The organism is Variovorax sp. 05N34 (genome assembly GCF_056397405.1).
Genome location: NZ_JBFTNI010000003.1, coordinates 101,592 through 123,082, shown reverse-complemented (window position 1 = coordinate 123,082; position 21,491 = coordinate 101,592). Strand labels below are relative to the sequence as shown.

The 21,491-nt window shown below is 63.9% G+C and carries 19 protein-coding genes; 10 read left to right on the top strand and 9 right to left on the bottom strand.

The window, feature by feature from the left end; all coding sequences use genetic code 11:
- Positions 1 to 3: 3 nt before the first annotated feature.
- The 6 genes from AC1DMA_RS09560 to AC1DMA_RS09535 all read right to left on the bottom strand — a co-directional run bounded on the left by AC1DMA_RS09560 (position 4) and on the right by AC1DMA_RS09535 (position 9,809).
- A complete protein-coding gene (locus AC1DMA_RS09560) occupies positions 4 to 4,035 on the bottom strand; it encodes a translocation/assembly module TamB domain-containing protein (protein WP_478144034.1) in 4,032 nt (1,343 codons plus the stop codon).
- Between the two features lie 35 nt (positions 4,036 to 4,070).
- On the bottom strand, positions 4,071 to 5,963 hold the full coding sequence (locus AC1DMA_RS09555) for an autotransporter assembly complex protein TamA (protein WP_478144033.1): 1,893 nt from the start codon (positions 5,961 to 5,963) through the stop codon (positions 4,071 to 4,073).
- A 51-nt stretch (positions 5,964 to 6,014) separates the two neighbouring features.
- Positions 6,015 to 6,932, bottom strand: a complete 918-nt coding sequence (locus AC1DMA_RS09550; protein ID WP_478124815.1) for a 2OG-Fe(II) oxygenase — start codon at positions 6,930 to 6,932, stop codon at positions 6,015 to 6,017.
- 169 nt (positions 6,933 to 7,101) lie between these two features.
- Positions 7,102 to 8,289: a vWA domain-containing protein gene (locus AC1DMA_RS09545; protein ID WP_478124814.1), complete on the bottom strand. Its 1,188-nt coding sequence runs from the start codon at positions 8,287 to 8,289 to the stop codon at positions 7,102 to 7,104.
- Positions 8,290 to 8,295: 6 nt separating this feature from the next.
- A complete protein-coding gene (locus AC1DMA_RS09540) occupies positions 8,296 to 8,910 on the bottom strand; it encodes a GNAT family N-acetyltransferase (protein WP_478124813.1) in 615 nt (204 codons plus the stop codon).
- Positions 8,911 to 8,954: 44 nt separating this feature from the next.
- Positions 8,955 to 9,809 (bottom strand): AAA family ATPase, encoded by an 855-nt coding sequence (locus AC1DMA_RS09535; RefSeq protein ID WP_478124812.1) that lies wholly within the window; start codon positions 9,807 to 9,809, stop codon positions 8,955 to 8,957.
- Positions 9,810 to 9,959: 150 nt separating this feature from the next.
- Here AC1DMA_RS09535 and AC1DMA_RS09530 point away from each other — a divergent pair, with 150 nt between their 5' ends.
- A complete protein-coding gene (locus AC1DMA_RS09530) occupies positions 9,960 to 10,640 on the top strand; it encodes a c-type cytochrome (protein WP_478124811.1) in 681 nt (226 codons plus the stop codon).
- A gap of 97 nt (positions 10,641 to 10,737) precedes the next feature.
- On the opposite strand, the gene pcaG is transcribed toward AC1DMA_RS09530, so the two are convergent.
- Both pcaG and pcaH read right to left on the bottom strand, forming a co-directional pair.
- On the bottom strand, positions 10,738 to 11,343 hold the full coding sequence (gene pcaG, locus AC1DMA_RS09525; RefSeq protein ID WP_478144032.1) for a protocatechuate 3,4-dioxygenase subunit alpha: 606 nt from the start codon (positions 11,341 to 11,343) through the stop codon (positions 10,738 to 10,740).
- Between the two features lie 13 nt (positions 11,344 to 11,356).
- Positions 11,357 to 12,094 (bottom strand): protocatechuate 3,4-dioxygenase subunit beta, encoded by a 738-nt coding sequence (gene pcaH / locus AC1DMA_RS09520; RefSeq protein WP_478144031.1) that lies wholly within the window; start codon positions 12,092 to 12,094, stop codon positions 11,357 to 11,359.
- A 104-nt stretch (positions 12,095 to 12,198) separates the two neighbouring features.
- Here pcaH and AC1DMA_RS09515 point away from each other — a divergent pair, with 104 nt between their 5' ends.
- Positions 12,199 to 13,158 (top strand): LysR substrate-binding domain-containing protein, encoded by a 960-nt coding sequence (locus tag AC1DMA_RS09515; RefSeq protein WP_478144030.1) that lies wholly within the window; start codon positions 12,199 to 12,201, stop codon positions 13,156 to 13,158.
- Here the strand turns inward: AC1DMA_RS09515 and AC1DMA_RS09510 are convergent.
- The gene (locus AC1DMA_RS09510) at positions 13,134 to 13,568 is read right to left on the bottom strand and encodes a DUF1841 family protein (RefSeq protein WP_478144029.1); all 435 of its coding nucleotides are present in this window, start codon (positions 13,566 to 13,568) and stop codon (positions 13,134 to 13,136) included. The genes AC1DMA_RS09515 and AC1DMA_RS09510 overlap by 25 nt on opposite strands.
- A 62-nt stretch (positions 13,569 to 13,630) precedes the next feature.
- Between AC1DMA_RS09510 and AC1DMA_RS09505 the strand changes: the two genes are divergently transcribed.
- From AC1DMA_RS09505 to AC1DMA_RS09470, 8 genes are all read left to right on the top strand, one after another.
- The gene (locus AC1DMA_RS09505) at positions 13,631 to 14,581 is read left to right on the top strand and encodes a LysR family transcriptional regulator (RefSeq protein WP_478144028.1); all 951 of its coding nucleotides are present in this window, start codon (positions 13,631 to 13,633) and stop codon (positions 14,579 to 14,581) included.
- Between the two features lie 175 nt (positions 14,582 to 14,756).
- Positions 14,757 to 15,266, top strand: a complete 510-nt coding sequence (locus AC1DMA_RS09500; protein WP_478144027.1) for a cupin domain-containing protein — start codon at positions 14,757 to 14,759, stop codon at positions 15,264 to 15,266.
- A gap of 46 nt (positions 15,267 to 15,312) precedes the next feature.
- Positions 15,313 to 16,320 (top strand): hydroxyquinol 1,2-dioxygenase, encoded by a 1,008-nt coding sequence (locus AC1DMA_RS09495; RefSeq protein WP_478144026.1) that lies wholly within the window; start codon positions 15,313 to 15,315, stop codon positions 16,318 to 16,320.
- 38 nt (positions 16,321 to 16,358) lie between these two features.
- Complete coding sequence (locus AC1DMA_RS09490; RefSeq protein WP_478144025.1) at positions 16,359 to 16,829, top strand: nuclear transport factor 2 family protein; 471 nt, start codon at positions 16,359 to 16,361, stop codon at positions 16,827 to 16,829.
- A gap of 68 nt (positions 16,830 to 16,897) precedes the next feature.
- Complete coding sequence (locus AC1DMA_RS09485; RefSeq protein ID WP_478144295.1) at positions 16,898 to 18,361, top strand: aldehyde dehydrogenase family protein; 1,464 nt, start codon at positions 16,898 to 16,900, stop codon at positions 18,359 to 18,361.
- A gap of 5 nt (positions 18,362 to 18,366) precedes the next feature.
- A complete protein-coding gene (locus AC1DMA_RS09480) occupies positions 18,367 to 19,434 on the top strand; it encodes a maleylacetate reductase (protein WP_478144024.1) in 1,068 nt (355 codons plus the stop codon).
- A gap of 66 nt (positions 19,435 to 19,500) precedes the next feature.
- On the top strand, positions 19,501 to 20,760 hold the full coding sequence (locus tag AC1DMA_RS09475; protein ID WP_478144023.1) for an ABC transporter substrate-binding protein: 1,260 nt from the start codon (positions 19,501 to 19,503) through the stop codon (positions 20,758 to 20,760).
- Between the two features lie 7 nt (positions 20,761 to 20,767).
- Positions 20,768 to 21,487 (top strand): ABC transporter ATP-binding protein, encoded by a 720-nt coding sequence (locus tag AC1DMA_RS09470; RefSeq protein ID WP_478144022.1) that lies wholly within the window; start codon positions 20,768 to 20,770, stop codon positions 21,485 to 21,487.
- Positions 21,488 to 21,491: the final 4 nt, after the last annotated feature.

Here is a 21,491-nt window from a genome sequence, read left to right as displayed (position 1 = left end):
AGTTCAGTCGAACCGCACCGTGTAGATCAGGTCGAGCCCGCTCGGTTGCCCCGCTTGCCCGCGCAGCGTGAGGCGCTGGGTAAGGTCATAGAAGATGAAGAGCGTGCCCAACGTGCCGGCAAGGCTGCGTTCATAGGTGATGTAGAAATCGCGCGCAAAGCGTTTGCCGACGGTAACTGCCGATTCGCGCACGTCGCCGCCATTGCCCGGGCCCTTGAAGCCGATCTCGTCCAGGCCGAAGCGGCTGGCGAGTCCGCCGCCTGTTCCGCCGCTGCCCAAACCCCCGAGAAGGGCCAGCGCAGCCTGTTGCAACAGGACGGATTCGCCGCCACTGGTGGCTGACGCGCGTCCGAGCATGAGCCATGAGAGCGTCTCCTGGTCCGACAGCTGCGGTTCGGAATACAGCCGCACGCGGGGTGATTGCGCTGTACCCGTGATGGCAACGCCGGCGCGCTGCTGGATATTCGGCCGGATGGCGAGGATGTCCAGTTGCGGATTGTCGACCGGGCCATTGAAGCGCGCGATGCCGGTCTCGACGGTGAGTTGCTGGCCGTAGGCTCGGAATTGACCGCTGACGGTCCTGACCTCGCCCGTGACACGCGGCAGCGCTTCCAGTGCGGTGCTGTGAATGTCGAGCTTGCCCGCCAGCCGCGTGGTGAGGCCATGCCCCTGCACGGCGAAATCGTTGCCGAGGTCGAAGCTCACCCTGATGTCCGGCGGCTTGGCGGTCCGTGCAGTGGCAACTTGGCCCCCGTTGGCTTCGGCCTGCCGCTTGGCTTCCTCCTGTGCTTCGCGGTCGCGCGCCGCCGAGCGGATCACCACATCGCTGCCCAGGTTCGGCGCGGTCTGCTCGGGCAGGATGATGACGGCGCGGTCGGTTTTGAGGTCGCCGCGGACGGTGAACTGGCCGTTGTCGAGCTTGGCTTGCAGGTCGCCCGAAAGCGTCACTTGCCGATCCGAGCGCACCAGCACGCGCAGCGACCGAACCTGCGCCTGCATGGCCATGCGGATTCCCGACCCTGCTCCAGCCGTTGGCGCGGAGCCCCATGCGATCTGGCCGCTTGCCGAAAGGGTGCCGCCGTCGCGCGACGCTTCGCTCGCTGCGGTGCTGATGTTGCCGCTCTGGCCGGGAATGCGAGTCTGGCTGCCCAGGCCGCCCTTCAGGGTGAACTCGGTGACGTCGACGTGGTTGCCTGCCAGCGTGGCTCGCAGGCGTCCGGCGCGCAGGTCGAGCCCTTCGACGAGTGCGCGCAACGCAAGCTCGTCGGCGCCGAGCGTGCCGTTCCACAGTGGCTCTGCCCGGTTGCCGGAAAGGGTGGCGTCGGCCTGGAGCGTGCCGGCAATACGCCATCCCGGCGGCGCCAGCATCGACCAGACGCCCAAGTTGGGCATTCGCGCCGTGACGCGACCGGCGAGCGGCGCGTTCGACGCCCACTGCCAGCCGTCCGGGCGCTTCTGCAGCCGGGTGCTGGCCTCGACGCGGATCTCGCCGGCGCGCTGGCTGTCCCACGCCAGGCTGCCACGCACTGTGTCGCCTTCGGCGTCGAGCTTGAGTTCGGCTTGCCGCAGCCCTGCGGGCGTGCTGACGCCGGGGCCTGCGGCATCCATCGTGATTTCGCTTGCTGCGCCGGTTCCGTGGCTGGTAATTCGAGTGACCAGTGCCGCTTCACCTGCCTGTACGCGAATGTCCCCACTCTCGCGCGTGACGCGGGCGTGCGCGCGCAGGGTGTCGCCGGCGTCGACGTCCCATTCGCCGTTGAAAAGCAAGTCGCCGCTGAATCCGATCCGGGCGAGTGCATCCGTTTCGCCAGCCGCCTCGAGCCAGGCCATGGGCAGGCCTTTCAGCGTTCCCTTCGACTGAAGGCGGATGGCGCGCGCATCGCCCGATCCGCTGCTGCTGAAGCGCAACGGCTGCCAATCGACCGTCACCGTGCCGGGCAGCGGGCCGTGCAGTTCCGCCGTAGCGCCCGACGCTTCGATTTCAACGTGCGAAGAGTTGGCATCAACGGTGCGAACGGTGGCGCTGACGGCGCGGCGAAGTTCCACCGTCCAAGGGCCGGGACGCTCGCTGTCGCTGATCTGTGCGCGCAATGTGGCGATGGCGGCGTGCCACTGGTTGGCACGCTCGATGCCGCCGCTCGCGCGCGTGTCGAGAGTGATTTTGCGAGTACCGCTGGTGGCCTCGCCATTGAGCGTCAGCGTGGCCTGTGCGAGGCTGCCGGACAACTCGGCGCGCAGCCCGTTGAGCGCGACTGAAGTCGCGTCCCCGGTCTGCGGTGGCGGAAGCCGGAGGTCGAGCTTGGGAACCGTCAACGTGGCCTGCACCGTCGGCTCCACGCTGCCTCGCGGTGCGGGCTCGCTCGCGTTCTGCAACCGGCGCTGCACGGCCTGCCATCCGCCTTTCCAACTGGCATCGAGCCGCGCATTGCCCTGCATGGCCGCGCCGGCAAACACGCTTTCCAATTCGGGCAGCCCTTCAATCCAGTGCTGCAGGCTGGCTGCGTCGTTGATCTGCGCGCTAACCTGGCCGTCGCCGGTGGTGCGCGCAATGCGCCCTCGCAACTGCGCAGTGCCGCCAGGAACGATGAGATTCAGGTTGCCGCTGCCGGCTTGCTCCGCGACCCGCGCTTGCAAGCGGCCATCGATGCTGGCGTGTTGCGCTTCGATGCGCATCGACTTCAGATCGAGCACCTCGTTCCGCCACTGTCCTTGTGCGATCGCGCGTTGCAGGCGCAAGCCCTGCAGGCCGACACCGCCCGCGGCGCGCAGCGCGACGTCGAAGCGGATCGCGTCGCCTTGCTGATCGGCCGTGACCGTGCCATTCAAGGGTGCGCCGGCAAGCTCGGTGTGCAATTCGCCGAGCTGCACTCCGACCACGCTGGCATGCGCCTTCCAGGGCTCCGGCGCGGGGCTCCAACTGCCTTTGAGCTGAATACGACCGCTGCCCAGATGCACTGTTGCGTCGGGAAAAGTCCAGCTCTTGCCGTCGAAGCCGGCTTGCGCCTCGATCTGCTCGACGGGCAACTTGCCGGTGTCCCAGGGTCCGGCAATTGCATTGCGAATGTTGGCATGGGCTTTCCAGTTTTTCTCGCCGGCGGCCGCATCGGGTCCGGCCTCGACCTCACCCGTCAGCAAGCTCGCAGGCGCTTGCGGCCATAGGGTGGAAAGGTCGATGTTCTCGAACTCCGCGTGAGCGTCGATCACGGGCTGCGGCTGCCACGGCGCGATGTTCGCCTGCAACTGCGCGCGCATCGGCGACTCCGCGCTTTCCTCCACGGGCTGGAGCTGCGCATCGACAGCCAGACGGGCATCGGCTCCGGCCAATGTCCCTTTGACGGACGCTTCGGCCAGGATGTCGATGGACCGATCTTCGGGCAGGAGCGCGCGCACGCGTCCCTTCAAACTGGCATCGAGCGCCATGGGCGCTGGTCCCTGAAGATCGACGTGCGCACCGTAATGGCCATCAGCCACGTCGACGCCGGCGACTTCGAGCACGTGATGCTCGTTGACGTAGCGATAGCTACCCTCGAGCTTCGTGGCTTGCAGAGCCGGCGGACCGGCCCATTGCAACAAGTCGACGGAAAAAGGCACCTCGATTTCGACCGGCAGCACGATCTGCTGAAGCGGCTCAACAGGTTGGTCCGTGGTCGGCCCGCGCTTTTCGATCAGCAAGCGGTCGGCATGTACTTCGCCCAATTGCACCCTGCGCTTCAGCAGCGGCGCGAGCCGCCAGGAGATTCGCGCCCCATTCACTTCCACCGCGAGCGTCTCGCTTTGCCAGCGCAACCATCCGATGCGTCCTCCGGCTCGCAAGGAGCCCGACACGTCGCGGCTCTCAAGACTCTGGCCGGCCGGCAGGTAACGCGCGGTTCGCGCCAGTGCAAAGGCAAGCGATTCGTCAGTCCCGAGCCACCACCAGGCACCGGCGGCGAGCGCCAGCACCAGCGTCACCAGCCCCGTCACCGCCCATGCAATGACGCGCAGCATGCGCCGCCCACGCGGGCGCCGGGCAGGCGAGGCTGGCGCTTCTTGCATCTCGGATGGTTCAGTCGGCATAGGCTCTGAGGACCTCAGAAAGTGAAACCCAGGCGCAGATGCAGCCTGAAGGACTTCACCTGCACGCCGTAGGCCACATCGATCTGGACCGGCCCGATGGGGCTTCGCCATCGAGCCCCGACGCCCACCCCCACCTTGGCCTGCATTTCGCTGGGCTGGTCGGCCACTGCACCCACGTCGACGAAGGCCGCGCTTTCCCAATCGGTGAATTTGCCGTCATAGACGAAAGGGCGCTGGTACTCGATGCTGCCTACGCCGAGATAGCGTCCGGCGATGATCTGGCCGTCCGGCTTGACTGCGCCGATGGATCGGAACCCATAGCCGCGCACGGTGGTGTCTCCGCCGGTCAGGAAGCCCAGTGTCGATGGAATTTGCGCGGTGTCCTTTGCGACGACTGCCCCAGCCTCGGCACGCAATTGAATGCGCGCCTGGCGTGCCGGCGTGCCGCTGTCGCCAGCCTGTACGCTGCCCGCGGGCAGGAAGCCGACCCACCGCGCATAAGTCCGCGTGAAGGGATCGCGTTCGCCACTGAGCGTGTAGCCCGCGCCCAGCTCCAACGAGATTCCGTAGCCTCGAGTCGGCGCGGCGGCGTTGTCGAAGTAGCGGCCGGTCCAGCCCCAGTTCAGACTCAGTGCGGACGCCGATGGCGGTGGATTGAAGCCGTGATTCACCGCGTAGTCGTATTGCAGGAAGTAGCTGCGGTCGATGTGGTCGCTGTTCTGATTGCGCCCGCCGCGCAGGCGCCCGCTGTCGACCGTGTAGCTGCCCGAGACTTCGCTTTTCAGTCCGGCCGACGTGAACGAGCGCCAGCCATCGTCGCCCGGAATGGCGCTCCATTCGGTTCCGAGCGATTTCTCGTCCTTGTCGAGCGAAAGCTTGGAGACTGCTCTCCAGCCGAGCAGCGGCATGCTGTTGTGGATGTGGTCGAGCGACAGCCGCAATCCGCTGTCGGTCGTGAAACCCACGCCTGCGACCACTCTTTGAAAGGGTGCTTCACGCAGCTGCGCAATGACCGGTGCGAGCAGAGGGTCGGAGTCGTGCGTGTCGAGCGTGAGGAACACCGATTCGAAGAACCCGCTGCTCGCCAGGCGCTGCTGCGCATCGAGCAACTGCTGCTGGTCGTAGTCCGAGCCTGTCGGAACGCGCGCGATCCTCCGGATGCTGTCGGCGTCGTAGCGCTTGTTGCCCTGGAGCACGAGCGGGCCGAAGCGGTAGGCTGGCCCCGACGCATACGCCGCGCTGAGCTTGGCTTCACCGCGATCGGCGTCGATTTCGGCCCGGCTCGAGACGATGCTGCCGGTGGGATAGCGCCGGGCGGTCAGGCTGCGGAGCGCGGCCGCCTTGGCGTTGTCCCAGGCTTGTTGATTGAAAGGCTGGCCCTGGCGCAGCGACCAGCCGGAGCGGATTGCTTCACGGCGCGCTTCGGACTTCGGGTCTTCAGCGATCGGCCCGCTGAAATCGATGCGGACATCGCTGACGCGCGTGAGTTCACCCGGCTCGACGGTGATCTTGACGTTGCGCGGCGTCTTGGCGCCGGGCGTTTCCTGCATTTCGAGCGTGAGACGTGGCGTGAAGTAGCCCAGTGTGTTGAGCAGCTCACGCGCGTTGCCCTCTGCGGCGACCATCAGCCGCGAGAGTTCGACAGCGCCCAAGTCGTCGAGCTTCTTGTAGCGCTGGATCTCGAGGTTGCGCACGAGGAAGTCGCGGACTGAATCAGGCGCCTGCACTTCGACGGAGAAAGAGCCGCTGCCCGATTCGCTGGAAGCGCCCGCGACCGGGAGGGCCGACGTGTCCGTCGCTTCAGTTTGTTTTTGCGGCAGAAGGCTGCATCCCTGAAGAAGAAGGATGCTTGCAAATAACAACGCCGGCATCCAAGCCGGCGTGAGAGATCGGACCGCCCAACGCATGCGGCCATTCTGACAGCATGGGCATGGGCCGCCCCGGGGCGATGCCCGTCGTCAGCGACCGAAAAGCTTGCGGCCCAGTGCCCAGACGATCGGCGGGACGATCATTCGCGCGATGGCCTTGGCTTGGTCCATCCGTTCGGTGTGCATGAACTTCGATGCGGATTCATCGCCCAGGCGTTTGCCGGCTGCGGGGCTCGTATAGAAATACGCGGCGACGGAACGCCTTGGACGACTGTCGGGGGTGCGAAGCGGCTTAGTGTGCCCGTGGTAGCTCATGGGGCCGTGCGGCATCACGATCGTCCGGCCAAATTCGGGCTGGATCGAAGTCACGCAGCGGTCGGCCTTCTTGTCCCAGAGCTCCAGTGCCGAGCCCCATTCGGGGTCCCATCCCTTGTTCAGGTAGGTGATGAACACCATTGCATTGCGCAGGCCGATGTCGCGGTGGCGGCTGAAATCGCGGTGCACCGCGAACGTCGCGCCTTCCCTGCTTTCATGGAGCCCGCCTCCCACCAGTTTGGGGTCGGGCAGCAAATAAGAAACGCCGGTGACCGACGACAGCCATTCCGTAAACCAGCCCGAGTTCACGATGTCGAAATACAACTGGGAAGCTGGGTGGAGCGATACGCCGGGGACCGATCGCCGTGTCGACTCGTACTTGGTCCTGACGTCGGTCCATTCCGAACTGGGGAGCTCGTCGAACTCGGCGGCCACAAGTTCGAGCAGTGCCGGATGAAAAAGGCCATCGAGCACGAGGTAGGGGAAAGGTTGGGCGCCGGCGAGTTGATCGCGAAGTTGCTTGCAACGCTCCGGCTCGAAGAACGAGCGGTCGACCAGATTGTCGAGTGGGAGTTGCACTCCGCGAATACAGACGTAGTCCATGGAGGAACGAAGCATGGCATCCATGCAGTCCGACGACCAGGGTTGCTCGTGAAGCTCGCTATTGAACGCTTGCAAAGGTCGTGCAGACATCGATGACTCCTAGGATTCTGGAGTTGTACGTATTGAATCCTTAAGGCGTCACTTTAGAGCAAAGCGGGTTATCCGTGACAAATTTTTTACGAATTTGTCCAAATGTAAGCACGCGATGTGGTGCCGATGTGGTGCCGATGTGTGCCGATGTGGCGCCGGGGTGGCGCGGCTACTTCGAGAGCAGCCGCATCGCGTCTTCAAGCCCCCGCAGCGTGAGCGGATACATGCGGTGCGACACGAGTTGCTGCATCACCGCGATGCTCTGGCGGTACTGCCACACACCGTGCGGCTCCGGGTTGATCCAGGCGAACTTCGGAAAAGCGTGCGTCAGCCGCTGAATCCACTCGGCGCCGGCTTCTTCGTTGTTGTATTCGACACTGCCGCCAGGCTGCAGGATCTCGTAGGGGCTCATGGTCGCGTCGCCGACGAAGATGAGCTTGTAGTCCTTGTTGTACTTGCGAATGATGTCCCAGGTCGCGAACTTCTCGGAGAAGCGGCGCCGGTTGTTCTTCCACATGAAGTCATAGACGCAGTTGTGGAAGTAATAGAACTCCAGGTGCTTGAACTCCGTCTTGACGGCCGAGAACAACTCTTCCACCCGCTGGATGTGCTCGTCCATCGTCCCGCCCACGTCCATGAGCAGGAGCACCTTCACGTTGTTGTGCCGCTCCGGGACCATCTTGATGTCGAGGTAGCCGGCGTTCGCTGCCGTCGAGCGGATGGTGTCGTCCAGATCCAACTCTTCCTCATGGCCTTCGCGGGCGAACTTGCGCAGCCGGCGCAATGCGACCTTGATGTTGCGTGTGCCGAGTTCCTGACTGTCGTCGTAATCTTTGTACGCCCGCTGGTCCCATACCTTGACCGCGCTCTTGTTCTTGCCTGCGCCGCCGATCCGCACGCCCTGCGGGTTGTAGCCCCCATGGCCGAAGGGCGAAGTGCCACCGGTGCCGATCCACTTGTTGCCGCCTTCGTGACGCTCCTTCTGCTCCTCGAAGCGCTTCTTGAGCGTTTCCATGAGCTCGTCCCAGCCCATCTTCTCGATCTTGGCTTTTTCTTCAGCCGTGAACTCGCGTTCGAGCGTCTTGCGCAGCCAATCGAGCGGCACTTCCTTGGTGAAGTCCGCCAGCATCTCGACGCCCTTGAAGTAGGCGGCAAAGGCACGATCAAACTTGTCGTAGTGTTTCTCGTCCTTCACGAGCGAGGTGCGCGACAGGTAGTAGAAATCGTCGAGGCTGAAGGCGCCGTCGGAGTTGGGGCCGACGACGTCGGCCTGCAGCGCCTCGAGCAGCGTCAGGTATTCCTTGACCGAGACCGGCAGCTTCGCCGAACGCAGCGTGTAGAAGAAGTCGATCAGCATGGCGAATCACTCCTGGGGCGGTGGGCTCGAGCGGGGCTTGTCCAGCAGGTAGAGCAATTGGGCGCGCACTTCGGGCCACTCCCCCGAGCGCAGGCTGTACATCACCGTGTCGCGAATGGTGCCGTCGCGGCGCAGTGCATGGCCCCGAATCACGCCGTCTTTCTTCGCACCCAAACGCTCGATGGCGCGCTGCGAGGCGTGGTTGAAGTTGTCGGTGCGCCAGCCCACCACGTGGCAACCCAGCGCATCGAAAGCATGCGTGAGCATCAGCAGCTTGCAGGTGGTGTTGACGTGCGTGCGCTGGCAGCGGCTGGCGTACCACGTGTAGCCGATTTCGACGCGTTTCACGGCGGGCAGGATGTCATGAAAGCTCGTGGTGCCAAGCACAGTTCCGCTGGCTTCGTCGGTCACGGCAAACGCGAAACGGTTGCCCGCTTCGCGCATTTGCAGTGCGCTTTCGACGTAGGCGCGCGTGTCCTTGGGCTCCGGCACCGAAGTCACTCGAAGGTTCCACAACTCGCCGTCGGCGGCCGCTTCGCGCAGCCCTTCCTCATGGTCGAGCGACAAGGGCACGAGGGCGATGCCGCGCGCCCGGAGCGTGATGGGTTCAACGAAAGCCATCTTCAGGTCCTCAGATCCTCATATCCGCACATCGTGGAAGCGCCTCAGCGGTTGTTCCGCTGCATGAAGACGAGTTTTTCGAACAAGGTGACGTCTTGCTCGTTCTTGAGCAACGCACCGACGAGCGGGGGAACCGCGACCTTGTCGTCCTTGCTCTGCAGTGCTTCGAGCGGAATGTCTTCCGCGACCAACAGCTTCAGCCAGTCGAGCAGTTCGGACGTCGACGGCTTCTTCTTGAGCCCAGGCAAGTTGCGCACGTCGTAGAAAGTCTTCATCGCGGCGGTGAGCAGTTCCTGCTTGAGGCCGGGGAAGTGCACCGCGACGATGCTCTTCATCGTCTCCGAATCGGGGAACTTGATGTAGTGGAAGAAGCAGCGGCGCAGGAATGCGTCCGGCAGCTCTTTTTCGTTGTTGGAGGTGATGAACACCACCGGCCGGTGCTTGGCGCGAATCAGTTCGCGCGTCTCATAGCAATAGAACTCCATGCGGTCGAGTTCGCGCAAGAGATCGTTCGGGAATTCGATATCGGCCTTGTCGATTTCGTCGATCAGCAAAGCAACCGGCTCGTCGGCGGTGAAGGCTTGCCACAGCACACCCTTGACGATGTAGTTGTGAATGTTCTTGACGCGCTCACCGCCGTCGACGTCCGCCAATTGCGAGTCGCGCAGCCGGCTCACCGCGTCGTATTCGTACAGGCCCTGCTGGGCTTTCGTCGTCGATTTGATGTGCCACTGGAGCAGCGGCAGATTGAGCGCCTGCGCGACCTCTTCGGCAAGCATCGTCTTGCCGGTACCGGGCTCGCCCTTGACGAGCAGCGGTCGTTTGAGCGTGATGGCCGCATTGACCGCGAGCATCAGATCCTGTGTGGCGACGTAATTGTCTGAACCCTTGAATTTCATGGATGGCATTGGGAAGGGTGGTTGAAAGAACACAACATCGATCTGTGCTGCGAGCACTTCGACTGCTTCGCTCATGAGGCCTCGCGAAGAGCCCCCATATAATCAAATGTTGATTTGAACCTTGTATCTCCACGAGATTGTGCGCGCAAAATGAACAAGTTGTTGACCACGATGTTTGCCTTCGCTGTCGCTTGCGTGACGGTCTCGGCCCAAGCCCAGAAGATCACGGGCAATGCCGAAAATGGGGCCAAGAAGACCGCGATGTGCATGGGTTGCCACGGCATCATTGGTTACCAGGCGAGCTTCCCCGAGATTCACAAGGTTCCGATGATCGCGGGCCAAAGCGCTACGTACATCGTTTCGGCGCTCACCCAATACAAGGGTGGCGAGCGCAAGCACCCGACCATGCGCGCCATCGCCGACACGCTGAGCGAGCAGGACATGGCTGACCTGGCCGCCTACTACAGCCAGCTCGGACTCAACGAAGGCGTCGCGCCGCCCGCGACGCCGAAGGCGCCGAGCGAACACGTGCAGGCGCTCATTTCACGCGACAAGGACAACGCCTGTACCAAGTGCCATGGCGCCAACTTCAATACACCCAACGACGGTTCCGTTGCCAAGCTCGCGGGCCAGCATGCCGATTACCTCTACGTCGCGCTGAAGTCGTACAAGGTGCCAAATCGTCCGAACGTCGGCCGTTCGCATGCCGTCATGGGCGGCCAGGCCAAGAAGTACAGTAACGACGAACTCAAGGAACTCGCCACCTACATCAGTTCGCTTCCTGGCGATCTGAAGACGGTGCCGGAATCGCGCTTCCATCACGAAGACTGACAGCGTCCACAGCGTCTAAGGCGCATACAGCGCCTCCCGCCCATCAACGACAAAGCCCGCTCGAGCGGGCTTTGTCGTTTGGGGTCGCGTCGTTCGATCAGACGTCGAAGAAGACCGTCTCTGCCGGACCCTGCATGTGGATGTCGAAGCGGTAGGTCACCGCGCCGCCTGTTTCGGTGCGCTTGGCGACGAGCGTATTGCGACGCTCGGCCGGCACGCTGTTGAGCACGGCATCCTTGGCGTTGGCTGCGGATTCGTCGCTGAAGTAGACGCGCGTGAAAGCGTGCAGCAGCATGCCGCGCATCATCACGATCATGTTGATGTGCGGGGCTTCGCCGGGCGATTCCGCGCCGGGCTTGACAGTGTGGAACACGTAGCGGTTCTGCGCGTCGGTCCCCGTGCCGGCGCGGCCGAAGGCGCGAAAGCCGATTTCGGTTGCGTTGTCGACCGACTGCGGATAGGCGCCGGTGCCGTCGGGCTGGCTGATCTCGATCAGGGCGTCGTTGATCGGATTGCCGTCTCCGTCGATGACACGGCCTTCAAGGCGGATGCGCTCGCCGCGCGCGCCATCAAGTGCGACGACCGCATCGAAGGGTTGGTCGAAGTCATAGCCGTACTGGGTGGCCGCGAGGCCGTAGGCGAAGTAGGGGCCGACCGTCTGCGATGGGGTCTGGCCGAAATTGGTTTCGAGTGCGCTCATCATGATGCGGGTCTCCTCAGCGGGTTTCGAAGGGCGTCTCGCCGGCGCCGCGCAGCACGATGTCGAACACGTAGCCGAGCGCGTAGCCGTCCTCGGTGACGTCGAGGCTGAAGTCCGAGACCAGTCGGTTGCGCACCTTCTCGGGCGTGCCGGTGATCATCGGGTCGTATTGCATGAGCGGGTCGCCTGGGAAATACATCTGCGTCACCAGCCGGCTGCCGAAGTGCTCGCCGAAGAGCGACACGTGGATGTGCTGCGGCCGCCATGCGTTGGGGTGGTTGCCCCATGGGTAGGCGCCGGGCTTGATCGTCAGGAAACGATAGCGGCCTTCGTTGTCCGTGAGGCAGCGACCTGCGCCCAGGAAGTTCGGGTCGAGCGGCGCGTCGTGCTGGTCCACCTTGTGGACGTAGCGGCCCGATGCATTCGCTTGCCAGATCTCGACCAGGGTGTTGCGAACGGGGCGGCGGCGATCATCGAGGACCTGGCCGGTGAGGATCATTCGTTCGCCGAGCGGCTCGCCGTTCTTGCGCGCGTTGCGCGTCAGGTCGTGGTCGAGTTCGCCGATGCTGCTGTGGCCGTACACCGGCTGGCGCAATTCGCCAAGGGATGCCTTGAGCGGGACCAGCGACTGTGTCGGGCCGCGCTTGACCGTCGAGCGGTAGCCCGGATAGACGTAGGAGGGTTGACTCGGCCAGTCGCGTGGCGTCAGGCCCGCAGCCTTGGTGGCCTTGGATGTCGAAGTGGAATCGGACATTCGGTTTGTCTCCAGTTTTCGAATGGGATGACCGCCACTCTATTCATGCGCATTGCTGATGTAAATTGACGGATCAACGATTTTTCATAACCAGCAGTAATCAGATGCCGAGTTCTTCCGAAGTCTTTCTCCGAGGCGTTCAACTGCGGCATCTGCGCTGTCTGGTGGCCGTCGCCCAAGAGCGACATCTGGCGCGTGCCGCCGAGCGGTTGGCACTGAGCCAGCCCGCGGTTTCGAAGACCTTGGCCGAGCTCGAGGAACTGTCGGGAGCGCGGCTCGTCGAGCGCGGCACCGCCGGCCGGCGCGGCATCCAGGGGTTCACCGCCGCGGGCGAGCATCTGCTGGCGCACGCGCTGCGGGTGCTCGATGCCCTCGATGCAAGCGCCCAGGCCGTGATTCCGGCGTCCGGCGAACGTCCAGCGCGGCTTCGTATAGGCGCGCTGCCCAGCGTCGGGCCCTCACTGCTGCCGCCAGCATTGGCTGCGCTGCGCGAGCGCGTCCCTTCGCTGCAAGTGCAAGTCCAGACGGGCGCCAACGCGTCCTTGCTCGACGCCCTTCGAGCGGGAGACCTGGACCTGGTCGCAGGTCGCATGAGCGACCCGCAGTTGATGACGGGGCTGACCTTCGAATTGCTCTACACCGAGCCGCTGGCTGTGGTCGCCAGAGTCGGGCACCCCTTGGCAGCCGGCACGCCGTCGGTCCAGGATGTGTTGGCCTATCCGCTCGTGATCTACGGCGAGGGGACGATACCGCGCCATCACACCGAGAGCTTTCTTTCGGGGCTCGGGCTGCGCCTGCCGCCCCATACGACCCAGACGCTGGACCTCTCGGTGGCGCGTGCGTTGCTGGTTCGATCGGATGCCCTGTGGTTCACACCGATCGGCGCCGCTTCCGACGACCTGGCTTCGGGACGGCTTGCGCGGCTGGCGATCGACACGGCCGGCACCGAAGAGCCAGTGGGTCTCCTGCTGCGAACCGACGCTGAAGCATCACCCGCGAGGCAGGCATTGATCGCGCTGCTGCGCGAAGCGGGCGCGAATCAGTCGCGCGTGGCGCGCCGCTGAACGCAGGCGACGTAGGCTTCGCCATCAGGCGGGCGGCCGGCGCGCTGGCTTTCCCACATCATTTGGCCGAGGCACTCCATGGCCTCGTGGTGCGCGTCGAGCAGCGAGTCGCGGCGCGCAGCGAGAAGTTCGACAGCCTGCCGGATGCCGCGCGGCTGATCGATCGAGCACTGCTCGCTGATCGACAGATGCATCGACAGATGCAGGAATGGGTTCTCGCGACCGTCCTTGCCGTCGTACACGCGCGCCACGGCGGCGTCGGCGTCGGCAAGATCGGGGTGGTATTCAGGGTGCTCGTCAATCCATCGGCTGGCGATGATTTCGAGCGCTTCCATCGGCTCGCCGCGACGGCTCTTGGCGAAGACGTCGCAAAAAAAACGACGCACTTCCTCTTGGGAGGGATTGAACATCCGCCGAGGTTAGCACCGACCCTCAGAGCGCATTGCCCCGCTCGCCGCTACATTGCCAAGCCATGGATCGCCTGGAAAACATCGAGACCTTCGTCCGCGTTGCGCAGACCCAGAGCTTCGCGGAGGCCGCACGGCAGATGCGGGTCGCGAAGTCGGTGGTGACGAGCCGCGTCAAGCAGCTCGAGGATCACGTCGGCGCGCCGCTCTTTCATCGCAGCACGCGCGTTGTGAGGCTCAGCGACGTGGGGCAGGCTTTCTTGCGCGACTGCACGGAGCTTGTCGGCCGCGCCAACGACATCATGGACCAGATGCGCGGCGCGCGGGTCGGGCCGACGGGCACGCTACGAATTCATGCGCTGACGGGATTCGTGCTCGGTCATTTCGCGACCTTGCTGCGGGCGTTCCAGGTGAGCTTTCCGGATATTCACCTCGAGCTGATCGTCAGCGACGCGGTCGTCGATCCAGTCAAGGCAGGCGTCGACTGCGCGCTGCAGATCTTTCCGGCCGCTTCGACCGAACTGGTGTCGCGGCCGCTCTTTCCGGTGAGGCGCGTGTTCTGCGCCACGCCGGAATACCTGCGCATGCACGGCACGCCGGAGAGTCCGCGCGATCTGCACAAGCACACGCTGGGGCTGTATTCGGGCTATCCGACGCGCGATCGCTGGACGTTTCACCATGAAGGCGAACAGATCACGCTCTACATGAGCGCGGCATTGCTGACGAACAGCGTGCATCTGCTGCGCGAATACGCCATGGAGCACGCCGGGATCGTCTGCCTGCCGACGCTGGTGGCCGGAGATGCGATCCTTCGCGGCGACCTGCAGGTCGTTCTTGCCGAGCACCAGCTGTCGTCGTTCTCCCTGAGCGCGGTTTATGCGGGGACTTCGCGCAATGCCTTCAAGCTCAAGTTGTTCATTGAGCACATCACGGCGGCTTTCACACGGGTGCCGCCATGGGACGCGGCCATGGTTGAACGCGGGCTCCTGCCTGCGGAGTTGATCGCCGACGTGTAGACCGCTTGGCCATGCAGCCCGCGTCGAAAACTCGTCCGATCGGGTAAACCCTGCCGATTGACCGGAATCGGCGAACAATGCGGCCCGGTTTTGATGCCTACCGCAGACCGTCCCTGTTTCCTACAGTGCGTTCACCGCAGCAGAAACGCTGCCTTTGCCACTCAGGAGACAACCCATGACCACTGCCTACCAGACCCGCTTCGGGTCGCTGAAGCATTTCGAGAAGGGCCATGTCGAGCCGATCGACGATGACGTCCGGCACTACGCGATGTCGAACTGCTTCGACATCGCGAACAAGAGCAAGCCGTACGAGAAGGTCGTTTTCGGCCAGAACCAGATCTACGTGCTGGAGGCGCTTCGCGCTGAAGGTACGTCGCCCTGGTACACGAGCGCGCACGACGAGTTCGCGCTGGTGATGGACGGTGAGGTCGAGGTGCATCTGGTCAAGCTGGACGCGAGCCAGACAGTCCTCGACGAAAACAAGAACGGCGCCGTGCTCGTCCAAGGCGAGCCCAAGGGCCAGAAGATGGGCTGGATGAAGCTCACGCGGGGCCATCAGGGGCTGTTGCCGAAGAACACCGCCTATCAATTTCGCGTCGCTGGCGATCCGGGAGTGATCGTCCTGCAAACGTGCAAGGGCGACCTCTCCGTCGAAAAGTGGGCAGACATCTGCCAGACCCACTGAGCCAGACCCACTGAGCAGACACGTTGATTCAAAAAGGAGCACCTCCATGAACGCACCCGCTGAACTCGCTAACGTCATCGCGTCGCAACCCGACGCCACGCTTGGCTACAAGGATTTCTCTCTTGGGAGTTTCGGCTTCCGCCGCGACGAGTATTTCGCCCACGTCACCTGGAAGACCCGCGACGGCCGGCCGATGAGTCACACGATGGATATCGGCAATTACCTGCGCGCGCTCATGCGCGACGTCGCCTGGGGCTTCTTCTATGGTTGGGTCAACTTCGACGACGTAGTCGGCACCGTGAATCACTACCAGTCGGTGGACCTGTATGCAGGCAGCTTCAACGGCACGATGAAGGAAGCCGGCATCGACTTGCTGGAGAACTTCCCGACCGCGCAGATCCGCGCGACCTTCGAAGCCATGCTCGACGACTGGACCAACGAGAGCTTCGATCCGTTCTCGGCACCGCAGGAAACCGGCTCGCCCTACGGTCGCAAGAACGGCAACAACACCGCCAAGATCACCCGAGCGCGCGAACTGGCCAAGCGCTGCGTCGGCCTCAAGGGCGATCTCGATCTGCGCAGCGACGAGCGGGGTGCGCCCATCAACCGTGCTTTCGCGGATGTTCCGCAAGCGCAGCCTGAGTTGCATCCTGAGCCGGGCTTCGAGAACGAAGTGCATGCCTTCAACCTCTTCGGCTTTCTCAGTCGCTCGCAGGTGACGTGGAACCCGAGCTTCACTTCTGTCGTGAAGCACAGCTTCATGTGCCCGACTACGGAGGAGCACATCCTGCCGATCATCCATGGCAATGATCGTGTCGAGTGGTTCTTCCAGATGACCGACGAAATCCATTGGGACTGCGGCGACAAGAACACGGGCAAGCCGATGGCGCGCGTGATCATGAAGGCCGGTGACATGGCGGCCATGCCCGCCTACTGCAGGCACCAGGGCTTCAGCCCGAAACGCTCGATGCTGCTGGTCTGGGAGAACGGGTCGCCCAGTCTCGTGTACGAGATCCAGAAGGGCGAGAGCCCGGAGATCCCCGTCGAGTTCTAGTCGCAAGCGGTCGTCGAAGTGAAAGAAGGAGGCTCACCATGGCACTCACACGTCAAACCATGACTGACGAGCAACGCAAGTCGGTAGCTCTCGAATACCTCAAGGCCTATGACAACGGCGGGGTCACTTCCACCGGTGGCTCGATCCTCGACCTTTTTGCGGAAGACGCGCAGGTCTACTTTCCGAAGTGGGGCCTCGCAAATGGCAAGGCGCAGATCGGCCAACTGTTCGGCGAGGTGGGCAGCCGTGGAAAGTCCATTCGGCATGACTACGCGGGCTTCAATTGGCTCTTCACAGGCACCGACCTCTTCGCCTGCGAGGGCACGAGCTTCGGCGAGCACGCCGATGGTCCCTGGCGGGCCGGTGTACCTGAATGGGGCGCGGGCCGCTGGTGCGACGTTTTCGAGATCCGTGATTGGCTCATCCAACGCTGCTTCATCTATCTCGATCCCGACTACGCAGGCAAGGACACCGCCCGCTATCCATGGCTGGCCGACAAGACTCAATGATCAAAACTTCACGGCAGGAAGCCATGACTCTCGCAGATATCCAAAGGGCGGCGGGGCTGAAGACACCCATTCGGCACCAGCTTTTCATCGACGGGCGGTTCGTTGACGCGGAATCGGGCGAGACCCTGGCGACGCTGAATCCTTTCGACAACTCGACGATTGCTGAGGTCGCGCTGGCCGGGAAGGCCGATGTGGACAAGGCTGTGGTTGCGGCGAAGCGGGCTTTTCCGCTGTGGAGCCGCATGGCGGCGGCGGATCGAGGGCGGATTCTCCTCAAGTTGGCCGATCTGATCGAGGCCAATACGGAGGAACTGGCGCGGCTCGAATCGCTGGATACGGGGCATCCGGTGCGCGATTCGCGGCGGCTCGACGTGCCGCGCACGGCTGCCTGCTTCCGGTACTTCGGAGGCATGGCGGACAAGTTCCAGGGCGAGACGATTCCGGTGGAGGCGGGCTTCCTCAACTACACGCTGCGCGAGCCCGTGGGCATCGTCGGACAGGTCGTTCCGTGGAATTTCCCGCTCATGTTCACGAGCTGGAAGATGGGGCCGGCGCTCGCAGCGGGCAATTGCATCGTGATGAAGCCGGCGGAGATCACGCCGCTGAGTTCGCTGAAGATCGTCGAGCTGATGGCGGAAGCCGGGATGCCCGATGGCGTGGTCAACATGGTTCCGGGACTGGGACACGTCGTTGGGCAGTACATCGCCGAGCATCCAGACATCGCGAAGATCGCGTTCACGGGCAGCACCGCCACCGGTCGGCGTGTTGTTCAGGCGAGCGCGGGCAACCTGAAGAAGGTCCAGCTCGAACTGGGCGGCAAGGGACCGAACATCGTGTTCGAGGATGCCTTTCTGCCGGCTGCGATCAATGGCAGTGCGTGGGCCATCTTTCACAACCAGGGGCAGGCCTGCATCGCAGGTTCGCGGCTGATGTTGCACGAGAAGATCGCCGATGCGTTTCTCGACAAGTTCATTCCGCTTGCGCAGTCGATCCGTCTGGGCAACCCGCTGGACGAAGAAACCGAGATGGGTCCGCTCACGAGCGCCCAGCATCAGGAGCGCGTCCTGAGCTATGTCGATGTCGCGAAAGGCGAGGGCGGCGAGGTTCTTGCCGGCGGCCGATCACCGGGCGGCGAGCTGGCGGGCGGCTGCTTCGTCGAGCCGACAGTGGTGCGCGCGAAGTCCTACCGCGACCGCGTGGCGCAGGAAGAGGTCTTCGGTCCTTTCGTCACGGTGCTCACCTTCAAGTCCGACGAAGAGGCGATGGAGATTGCCAACGGCACCGACTATGGCCTCGGCAGTGGCTTGTGGACCAGCAACCTGCAGCGAGCGCATCGCGTGGCGCGCGACCTGCATGCCGGCATGGTCTGGATCAACAGCTACAAGCGCGTGAACCCCGGTTCGCCTTTCGGCGGTGTGGGCCAGAGCGGCTACGGCCGGGAGATGGGATTCGATGCGATGCGCGAATACACGCAGGTCAAGAGCGTGTGGGTGAACATCGACGCGCAGATTCCTCCCCACTTCGCTCGCTGACTGCCATGCGCGACTTCATCTACACCAGCCATCCGCAGCGCGTCGTCTTCGGCGCGGGTTCGCTGCAGCATCTCGCGCGCGAGATAGACACGCTGGGCGCGCGACGGGCGCTCGTGCTGTCGACGCCCGAGCAGCGCGGCCAGGCTGAGCTTGTGGCGGAAATGCTCGGGTCGCAGGCTGCGGGCATCTTCGACCGCGCGGTGATGCATGTGCCGATCGAAACTGCACGGGAAGCGCGTGAGCTTGCATTGCGGCTCGACGCCGACTGCGCGGTCGCCATCGGCGGGGGCTCGACCACCGGGCTTGGCAAAGCCATCGCGCTGGATTCGGGATTGCCGATCGTCGCGATCCCGACCACCTATGCCGGCAGCGAAATGACGCCGATCTACGGACTGACGGAGGCGGGGCTCAAGAAGACGGGCAAGGATCCCCGCGTGCTGCCGCGCACGGTCATCTATGACCCGGAGCTTTCGCGCACGCTGCCCGTGGGGCTCAGCGTCACCAGCGGCATCAATGCCGTTGCGCATGCCGCCGAAGGGCTCTATGCGCAGGACAGCAATCCGGTCATGGACCTGATGGCGCAGGAAGGCATTGCTGCGATCGCGCGATCGTTGCCGGTCATCCGTCGAGCGCCCCAAGACATCGAGGCGCGGGCCGATGCGCTCTGCGGTGCCTGGCTCTGCGGCAGCGTCCTCGGCAGCGTCGGCATGGCGTTGCATCACAAGCTCTGTCATACGCTCGGCGGCAGCTTCAACCTGCCGCATGCGGAAGTGCATACCGTCGTGCTGCCGCATGCCATTGCGTTCAATGCCGAGGCCGCTCCACGTGCCATGGAACGCATTGCGCAGGCCCTCGGTTCGACATCGGCGCCGCTGGGACTGCAGGCGCTGGCCCGCGACAACGGCGCGCCGGTAGCCCTCAAGGACATCGGCATGCGCGCCGAAGACCTCGGCCGCGCGGCCGACCTCGCGGTGAGCAATCCCTACTGGAACCCGAGGCCCTTTGGCCCGGCGCAGCGCGATGAGATCCGTGCGCTGCTGCAGCGCGCCTTCGACGGCGACCCGCCGGGCTGAGCAAGCGAGCGATCACCCAGCGATTTGTGCAGGTAGAGAACGAAAACCGAAAAGAAGGAGACGACCATGTCATTGAATCGCAGACAGTTCACCCAGGCCGCGGCCGCCTTGGCGGCCACCGGCACGGCGCCGTTGGTGTTTGCCGCCGACACGATCAAGATCGGCTATGTGTCGCCGCAGACGGGCCCGCTCGCACCTTTTGGTGAGGCGGACAAGTGGGTCATCGACCAGATGAAGACGGCCTTCAAGGACGGCATCAGCGTTGGCGGCAGGAAGTACGCGGTGCAGATCGTGCTGAAGGACAGCCAGTCGAACCCCAACCGCGCGGGCGAGGTCGCGAACGACTTGATCCTCAAGGACAAGGTCGCGCTGGTGCTCACCGCCGGAACGCCCGAGACAGCGAATCCGGTGAGCGATGCGTGCGAGCTCAATGAGCTGCCCTGCATTTCGACGGTCGTCCCTTGGCAGCCCTGGTTCTTTGGACGCAAGGGCGACCCGGCCAAGGGCTTCAACTGGACTTATCACCTCTTCTGGGGCCTGGAGGACGTCATCGCCAACTACACCACCGGCTGGAAATCGCTGCAGACCAACAAGAAGGTGGGCGGGCTGTTTCCGAACGATGGCGACGGCAATGCATGGGGCGACAAGGAACTCGGCTTTCCGAAGCCGCTGTCGCAGATGGGCTTCACGCTCATCGATCCGGGCCGCTTCCAGAATGGCACGCAGGACTTCAGCGCGCAGATCGCGGCCTTCAAGGGTGGCAATGTGGAGATCGTCACGGGCGTGGTGATCCCGCCCGATGCAAAGACTTTCCTCACGCAGGCGAGGCAGCAGGGATTTCGTCCGAAGATCATCACCTTGGGCAAGGCGCTGCTTTTCCCGGGCGCCATCGACGCGCTTGGCGATCTGGGCGACGGCCTGTCGACGGAGGTGTGGTGGAGCCCTTCTCATCCCTTCACGTCGAGCCTCACCAAGCAGAGCGCCAAGGCGCTGGCCGATGCCTACGAGGCCGGCACGAAGAAGCAGTGGACGCAGCCCGTCGGGTTCGCGCATGCACTGTTCGAGGTCGCTGCCGATGCCCTCAAACGGGCCAAGTCGGACAAGGCATCGGACGTGCGCGACGCTGTCGCGGCGACGACGCTCACGACCGTGGTCGGCCCGGTGAAGTGGGGCGGCCAAGGTCCGTTCAAGAACGTCAGCAAGACGCCACTGGTGCTCGGCCAGTGGGGCAAAGGCACGAAGTACAAGCACGAGCTCACCATCGTGAGCAACGAAGGTGCGCCGAACATCCCCGTCGGCGGAACCCTGCGCCCCATGCCGGCATGAAAAAGCCATGACCCTGCTTGCCCTTCATGCCGTCAGCAAGTCCTATGGCGCGCTCAAGGTGATGGACGACATCACGCTCTCCGTGACCGAAGGCGAGACGCTTGGCATCCTTGGGCCAAACGGTGCAGGCAAGACGACGCTGTTCAACCTGATCTCCGGTGATGTTCGTGTGGATGCCGGGCGTGTCGAGTACGAAGGGCACGACGTGACCACGCTCAAGCCGCACCAGCGTTGCCATGCGGGCATCGGCCGGAGCTATCAGGTGCCGCAGCCCTTCGGCAACATGAGCGTGTTCGAGAACCTCGTGACCGCAGCCTGCTTCGGCGCGCAGGAGCGCGAGCAGGATGCCTGGCAGACGGCGCATGAAGTATTGGCGCAGACGGGTCTGATGCCGCACGCGAACAAGCCCGCGGGCGGGCTCATGCTGCTCGACCGCAAGCGCCTCGAACTCGCGCGTGCGTTGGCCACGCGGCCAAAGCTGCTGCTGCTCGATGAGATTGCGGGCGGGCTCACCGAACCCGAGGCGAAGCAACTCGTCGAGGAACTGCAGCAGATCAAGGCGCGCGGCGTGACCATGATCTGGATCGAGCACGTGGTGCACGCGCTTCTGTCGTTGGCCGACCGGCTCTTCGTCATCAACTTCGGGCAGAAGCTGGCGGAGGGTGAGCCGCGCGCGGTGATGAACGACCCAGAGGTTCGGCGCGTGTACATGGGGATGGAGGCATGAAGCC

What these genes read in the sequence shown, in the direction of transcription:
- AC1DMA_RS09560 (WP_478144034.1), bottom strand. Translation starts at nt 4,035, where the DNA reads ATGCAAGAAGCGCCAGCCTCGCCTGCCCGGCGCCCGCGTGGGCGGCGC.
- AC1DMA_RS09555 (WP_478144033.1), bottom strand. Translation starts at nt 5,963, where the DNA reads ATGCGTTGGGCGGTCCGATCTCTCACGCCGGCTTGGATGCCGGCGTTG.
- AC1DMA_RS09550 (WP_478124815.1), bottom strand. Translation starts at nt 6,932, where the DNA reads ATGTCTGCACGACCTTTGCAAGCGTTCAATAGCGAGCTTCACGAGCAA.
- AC1DMA_RS09545 (WP_478124814.1), bottom strand. Translation starts at nt 8,289, where the DNA reads ATGCTGATCGACTTCTTCTACACGCTGCGTTCGGCGAAGCTGCCGGTC.
- AC1DMA_RS09540 (WP_478124813.1), bottom strand. Translation starts at nt 8,910, where the DNA reads ATGGCTTTCGTTGAACCCATCACGCTCCGGGCGCGCGGCATCGCCCTC.
- AC1DMA_RS09535 (WP_478124812.1), bottom strand. Translation starts at nt 9,809, where the DNA reads ATGAAATTCAAGGGTTCAGACAATTACGTCGCCACACAGGATCTGATG.
- AC1DMA_RS09530 (WP_478124811.1), top strand. Translation starts at nt 9,960, where the DNA reads ATGAACAAGTTGTTGACCACGATGTTTGCCTTCGCTGTCGCTTGCGTG.
- pcaG (WP_478144032.1), bottom strand. Translation starts at nt 11,343, where the DNA reads ATGATGAGCGCACTCGAAACCAATTTCGGCCAGACCCCATCGCAGACG.
- pcaH (WP_478144031.1), bottom strand. Translation starts at nt 12,094, where the DNA reads ATGTCCGATTCCACTTCGACATCCAAGGCCACCAAGGCTGCGGGCCTG.
- AC1DMA_RS09515 (WP_478144030.1), top strand. Translation starts at nt 12,199, where the DNA reads ATGCCGAGTTCTTCCGAAGTCTTTCTCCGAGGCGTTCAACTGCGGCAT.
- AC1DMA_RS09510 (WP_478144029.1), bottom strand. Translation starts at nt 13,568, where the DNA reads ATGTTCAATCCCTCCCAAGAGGAAGTGCGTCGTTTTTTTTGCGACGTC.
- AC1DMA_RS09505 (WP_478144028.1), top strand. Translation starts at nt 13,631, where the DNA reads ATGGATCGCCTGGAAAACATCGAGACCTTCGTCCGCGTTGCGCAGACC.
- AC1DMA_RS09500 (WP_478144027.1), top strand. Translation starts at nt 14,757, where the DNA reads ATGACCACTGCCTACCAGACCCGCTTCGGGTCGCTGAAGCATTTCGAG.
- AC1DMA_RS09495 (WP_478144026.1), top strand. Translation starts at nt 15,313, where the DNA reads ATGAACGCACCCGCTGAACTCGCTAACGTCATCGCGTCGCAACCCGAC.
- AC1DMA_RS09490 (WP_478144025.1), top strand. Translation starts at nt 16,359, where the DNA reads ATGGCACTCACACGTCAAACCATGACTGACGAGCAACGCAAGTCGGTA.
- AC1DMA_RS09480 (WP_478144024.1), top strand. Translation starts at nt 18,367, where the DNA reads ATGCGCGACTTCATCTACACCAGCCATCCGCAGCGCGTCGTCTTCGGC.
- AC1DMA_RS09475 (WP_478144023.1), top strand. Translation starts at nt 19,501, where the DNA reads ATGTCATTGAATCGCAGACAGTTCACCCAGGCCGCGGCCGCCTTGGCG.
- AC1DMA_RS09470 (WP_478144022.1), top strand. Translation starts at nt 20,768, where the DNA reads ATGACCCTGCTTGCCCTTCATGCCGTCAGCAAGTCCTATGGCGCGCTC.